Origin of the sequence: Kribbella turkmenica, assembly GCF_004348725.1 — a bacterium.
Classification (GTDB): Bacteria; Actinomycetota; Actinomycetes; order Propionibacteriales; family Kribbellaceae; genus Kribbella; species Kribbella turkmenica.
Genome location: NZ_SMKR01000269.1, coordinates 1 through 6048 on the forward strand (window position 1 = coordinate 1; position 6048 = coordinate 6048).

Consider the following 6048-nt stretch of genomic DNA (forward strand, 5'->3'; position numbering starts at 1 on the left):
CATGCAGCGTGACGATGTCGGCCTGGGTCAACAGCTCGACCAACGGCGTCCAGCCCGGTCGGCCGTCATCGCGGCGCCCGGTATGCAGCACTCTCATCCCGAAGCCTTCCGCACGGCGCGCGACCGCGCGGCCGATACGGCCGTAGCCGACCACACCGAGGGTCTTGCTATGGACGTCGACGCCGAGAAACCCGGGTGCCAGCGCGTCGCCCCGCTCGGGATCCTTCAGCCAGCTCGCGGCTTCCACGACACGCCGACACGACGCCAGGATCAGGGCCCAGGTTAGGTCCGCCGTTGCCTCGGTCACAACGTCCGGCGTGATGCAGCCGACCACGCTCCGACGAGACATCGCGGCAAGGTCGAAGTTCTCGTAGCCGACTCCGGCGCGGGCGACGACGCGAAGCCGGGGCGTCCGGACCAGCAGAGCGTCGTCGATGATGTCGGTCGATCGACACACCAGCGCGTCCGCGTCTGCGCAGAATTCGGCAAGTTCGTCTGCGTCGGGAGCGCCTGAGCTGGTCCACTCCCGGAGCTCGACCCTTCCCTCAAGATCGGAAACCAACTGACCCGGCAGTCGGCCGCGGCTCACGGCGAGCACGGGCGGCTTCATGCTCACTGTGGGCATCCTTTGACCGGGACGTGGACTCCCGTGCTGAGCTGTGCGCGACTGAAGACACCGACCTCGTTCCCGTTCACTGTCAACAGAGTCTGCGCATCCCGCGGATTGTCGATGACAACGCGAAGGTCGATCTCCTGCTCCGTCGATGGCGTCAGCTCAACGCTGAGATCGACGCGGTCGTTCTGCACCTTGAGGTCGTGAACGAGGCAGCCATCGATGCCGATGGCAAAGTTCCGCGTCGCGTCGACGTAGGCGTCGCCATGACGCTGCTTGACCAACGCGATCGATGACAGCGCTGCGCCGACGGGGAAGTCGAAGCTCAGCCCCGTGAACTGCTCGTCCCGGCCGCGGCCGGCGTATCCCTCGTCGGCGTGCCCCCGCGGGCCGGCTTCGAAGATGGCGGAGACGGCGGCATTCTCGGGGACGAACATGAGGACCAATGACGCGCGCAGTGCAGCGATCGCACGCTGGAGGTACTCAGGCTCATGGGTGAGCGCGAAGTGGTCGGCGAAGGCGGTCGCGAGAAGAGGTGTCCTGGCGTCGTTCCATGACGGGTGGCTGTTGCCGACGGGGAACCCGCCAAATGTCTGAACCGAGAGGAACGGCGGGTCCCACAGCTGCTGGAACAGTGACAGGTAGTCGACAACCTCGCCTGCGCGGTCAAGGAATCGCTGCTCCCCCGTCGCCTCGTACAACGAATGGAACATCGCGATCGTCCAGACCATCCCCTGCGTCGTCTGCGCGTACTGCTGGGTGTGGTGATCGAAGAATCCGAGAGGTTTCGCGCCCGAGTCGAACACGACCTCGTAGTCTTGCCATCGCCGGGTCGGTAGCACGTTCTCCTCGATGAAGCGAGCTGCTCGTCGGGCGGCCACCAGGTGCGCCTTCTGTCCGGTCACCATGTACAGCCTCGCGAGCATCGCAGCCGATGCCGACGTGCCGACGTTGTGGCTGAGCAACACCTCCGGCGTCAAGTCGTCCGCACGGATGAAGGACGGGATGGCGCCCGACCGTGTCTGTGCGTCGACGAGGAAGTCCCCGTAGTTCGAAGCGAACGCCGTGAGGCGTTCGTCGGCCTCGACCTCCTGGTGCCAGCGAAGCATCCAGTACGTCGTCCAGGAGCAGTCGACGGTGTGGTAAAGGCTCTCCCAGTCGATGAGCTTGACGAGATTCTGTCGTCGTACGCTACGCATCTTGTTCTCGACGCCCGGGCTCAGCATCCAGTGCGAGCTTGTCACCCAGTCCTTCTCGCGTCGAGCCTGTCGGATAGAGCTGTGGAAGATGGTCTTGAACGGGCCTGCCGGATGTTGGGGCGCGCTGAGGGCCAGGTTCTTTACTCGGCTTGCTGCGTCTGGATGTCCAAAGCCACGCATGCCGATCGCACTCCGAAGATGGTTGAACAGGCTCTGGAACCAGATGTCATTGGCATAGCAGATCCCATTCAGTACGCCGCCGGCCGGTCCGCCGGGCTGGTCGAGATCGAGCCACAGGTTGTCGAACGCGTATGTCAGGCCCTCGTCGGCGTACCGGTCGAACCTCGCAGCCTGCGGAGCCAATGTCCGCGTGATGCGCTTCTGGCCGAACAGTTGCCAGAGGAACCGCGCAACACTGCGGTAGCCCACCGCTGGTTCCTCGTCGCCGACCCAGATGTAGTAACCGAAACTGACGCGCTCACCCCGGATATCGACCGCGAGATCCTCGCGGTGGCGGAAGTAGTTCAGCTCGACAGGCTCGGTGACCTTGATGCCGATGCCCAGCAGTGGCTGCGGACGGACCAGCGGGTCGGCCTCCATCTCGAGCGCCAGGTGCAGTCGACGGCTCTGCTCGGTGACAAGCTCGGTGTCGAGGACGAGCGCCATGGTGGCGCGATCCTTCTGGATGATCGCGGCGGGCGTCTTCATGCCCCATTGAGCGACGACGTGGTCGTCCGCTGGGCGGATGTGCGGAGCGAACGTGAAGTCAGCAGTCCCGGGAACGAACTGGTACAACGCGAGGAGCTCGTCCAGTCGACCCGAGATCTCGGCGTCGACCCGGAAATGAACCCAGGAACCGGTCGCAGGCACGACGATGGTCAGCCGGGCGGGACCGACTGGTGTCTCGCCCTCGAGGATCAGGTTTCGGCCCTCGATCCGCTCAGTGGTCCATGGACCATCCAACGACTCCGCCACCACGTTTCCGTCGCGCGTCGCGACCTCATGCAGCACGCTGTCTCCGGCTCGTCGTGTGGTCACCCTCACCTGATCGTTCTCGAGCTCCACCGCATATCTCCGTTCGTCTCTCTGCATCGCGCGGTCGCCGGCCTGGCTCCACGGGTCGCCGCTGTGTAGCAGGCCAGGCACGCCAGTCGTGGTTCGCACATGGCGTCATCCGTGTCCGGGGATCCGAACCAGCGTCGGCGTCATGGGCGCGGCCATCGAGCTGACGATTCCCCGGCGACAGCCTCTTGACCGGGCGAAAGGCACCCTAGTAGCGTCCACCGCATCTTGCCAAGTACTGGAGAGGCTTCCCACATGTTGGAAGACGATGAGGTCCGCGGCACTGGTGGTAGCCAGGTGCTACGCAAGGGATTGCGGGTGCTGGCTGCGATCGGCGAATACCCAGACGGTGTCGGCGTCAGCGAGCTCGCGCGCCGGGTGCACATGCCGACCAGCACGGTGCATCGACTCGCATCAACCCTGGTGGACGAGAAGTTCGTGGCCTTCAACGCTGACCAGCGCCAGTACACGCTGGGAATCCGGGTGTTCGAACTGAGCCACAGCGTCACCCGGACGCAAGCCATCTCCGATGTCGCGGCGCCGTTGATGCAAAGGCTTGTCGAGGAGACCGGTGAAACCTGCCTGTTGTCCGTGCTTGACCGGAACCAGGTGCTCTACGTCGCTCAGGTTCCCGGAACGCGCAGGGTCCGGGTGTCCGCCGATGTCGGGTCGCGTGTGCCGCTCTACTGCACCGCGCAAGGCAAGGTCCTGCTTTCGTCTCTACCCGATGACGAGCTGGACGCAGTCCTTGCCGGCCTCAACCTGGAGCGGAGGGCTCGCCGTACGATCACGGATCTCGCCCGGCTTCGTGAGGAGCTCAGCCGCGTCCGCAGTCGGGGTTATGCGACGGCGAACGAGGAGAACGAGGACGGCATTGGCGCCGTAAGCGTGCCCGTCGCCGACCCGCTACGCAGAACCACCGCCGCGCTCTGCATCGCAGCGCCAGTGCTGCGTTCGGTCCAGCAGCGGCTCGACGAGTATGTGCCACTCCTGAAACGCGCCGCCCATGAAATAGAGCGCAGCATCACGATGGTGAGCAACCTGTCACTGCGATAGCGGCTTGTTGGTGAAGCAGCTCCAACGCCGATGAACGCCAGAAGTCATCTTCTGATGGCCCGCGATGAGGATCATACGGAGGTCAGAATATCGTGGCAGCGAAACCGCAAGGCCCAACTAGCGCAGTAGCATCCGTGCGAAAGGTCGCGCTCGCAGGATTCCTTGGCAGCGTCATCGAGTGGTACGACTTCACCCTCTATGGAGTCGCGGCGGCGCTTGTCTTCAAAGCAACGTTCTTCCCCAGCTTGGACCCACTGAACGGCACACTCGCAGCATTCGCCACATTTGGGCTCGGCTTCTTCGCGAGGCCGCTCGGCGGGATCCTGCTCGGAAACCGAGCCGACAAGATCGGGCGGACGAAGGTCCTCGTCGCCTCACTGGTCCTCATGGGCGTCGCCACGGTTCTCATCGGCGCGCTACCTAGCTACCAGTCGATCGGTGTCGCGGCACCTGTGCTGTTGGTCGCACTGCGACTCCTTCAGGGCGTCGGCGCCGGGGGTGAGCTCGGTCCGGCTGCCACGATGGTCGCGGAGTACGCGCCCGACGACAAGCGAGGATTCTACGCAAGCCTTGTGGGTTCCGGTGTTGCGCTGGGAGTGGGCCTTGCCGCTGGGACGTTCGCCCTCGTCGGCAGGGTAATGTCGGACGCCGCATTCCTTGATTGGGGCTGGCGGATCCCGTTTCTCCTGAGTGCTGTGATGGTTGCTGTCGCGCTGTACATCCGCCTTCGCATCGGCGAGACACCCGTCTTCGAGGCCATCACCAAAACGAACACAGCCGCTGCGGCGCCCGCCGTCGAGGTTTTCAGAACATACCGGAAGAACTTCCTCGTCGCGGTTGGTGGACGCTTCGCCGAGGTAGGCCCAACCTATGTGTTCAACACCTTCGCCCTCAGCTACGTCGCGGCTAATCTCGGGTCCGCCACACGCAGCGCCGCGCTGACCGGCGTGACGATCGCCGGGGCGCTCGGCATCATCACGATCCCGGCATTCGGCGCGCTGTCCGACAGGGTTGGCCGCCGGCCGGTGTTCATCGCTGGTTCGGTGTTCGTCGGTCTGATCGCATTCCCCTTCTTCTGGTTGCTGAACACGGGCTCGGCCGCGGCGATCTGGTTCGCATTCATCCTGGCCATCCCCCTCGGTGTGTATGTCATGTTCGCGGTCCAGTGCTCCTACTACCCGGAGCTTTTCGGCACTCGGGCACGGGCAAGCGGGATGTCACTCGCGCGCGAGCTGACCGCACCTCTGATCGCCGGAACAAGCCCGTTCGTCGCCGCGGCCTTGGTGGCCTGGACCGGCAGCTACTGGCCGGTCGCCGGAACCATCGTGCTGTACGCCGCGATCAGCGCGATCAGCGTCTACCTTGGCGATGAGACACGCGGGCAGAACCTCGCGCTGGCTTGGCCGGAGGAGGAGCGCCGCCTCACCGAAGCCGCCAATCGTGGTGGGGCCGCGGCCCGCCTGTAGCTCGAGCGCCAGGTGCCGGCCGGACGCCGTTGCTCAAACCCCCTCAAGCTTGGAGAACAGGGCCGCGACGGCGGCACGTTCATGGACCCGCGACAGCCCCGGGCGTCGAGCGGGTCGGACTTGCCCGTGCCACGGTGGGCGCGAGCATCCATCCGGGCGGCTTCGACCACGTCATAGCCGGCGCGACTGAACGTTGCTGCCAGAAACGTCGCTCGCCGAGCTGCTCCACATCGACTGGTCCGCGCAAGCCCGTCGACACCTCGGCGTACCCGTTCTCCACCTCGTCGAAAGGCACCAAGACAGTCCGATCGAACCTGAGACCTGATGGTCAGGCAGTCAGCCGGCGCTGCACATTCCCCGCTGCCCGTCGAAGCGACGGGCCGGATCTGACAATCGAGCGATGCACGACATGGCCGGGCGGGTAGCAGCGCAGGATCTCGTTCAAGCGTTCCTCGACGTCGACCTGGCAACCGTCGGCCGCCGCAGTGAGATCGCAGTACGTCAGAGCCTCGAGCAGGATTTGATCGGGCAGGGGGAACTCTTGCGCGAGCCTGTCGATGCCCCGCTCGTCTGCCTCGATCAATGCGCCGGTGTGATGCGCGACAAGGCGGCAGATCACCGGGTCAGCGCCGACTACGTCGCGAAGGTACAG

General features: G+C 64.9%; 5 protein-coding genes. 3 read left to right on the forward strand and 2 right to left on the reverse strand.

Annotated elements, in window-relative coordinates; translation table 11 throughout:
- Window positions 1–610, reverse strand: a 610-nt coding sequence (locus E1218_RS34570; protein WP_267900351.1) for an NAD(P)-dependent oxidoreductase, incomplete at its 3' end; no start/stop codon positions are given.
- 2 nt (window positions 611–612) lie between these two features.
- On the reverse strand, window positions 613–2877 hold the full coding sequence (locus E1218_RS34575) for a hypothetical protein (RefSeq protein WP_132327254.1): 2265 nt from the start codon (window positions 2875–2877) through the stop codon (window positions 613–615).
- A gap of 252 nt (window positions 2878–3129) precedes the next feature.
- On the opposite strand from E1218_RS34575, the gene E1218_RS34580 reads away from it, so the two are divergent.
- From E1218_RS34580 to E1218_RS36420, 3 genes are all read left to right on the forward strand, one after another.
- Complete coding sequence (locus E1218_RS34580; protein WP_132327255.1) at window positions 3130–3930, forward strand: IclR family transcriptional regulator; 801 nt, start codon at window positions 3130–3132, stop codon at window positions 3928–3930.
- 134 nt (window positions 3931–4064) lie between these two features.
- On the forward strand, window positions 4065–5396 hold the full coding sequence (locus E1218_RS34585; protein ID WP_165949550.1) for an MFS transporter: 1332 nt from the start codon (window positions 4065–4067) through the stop codon (window positions 5394–5396).
- Window positions 5397–5796: 400 nt separating this feature from the next.
- Window positions 5797–6048, forward strand: a 252-nt coding sequence (locus E1218_RS36420; protein ID WP_165949549.1) for a hypothetical protein, incomplete at its 3' end; no start/stop codon positions are given.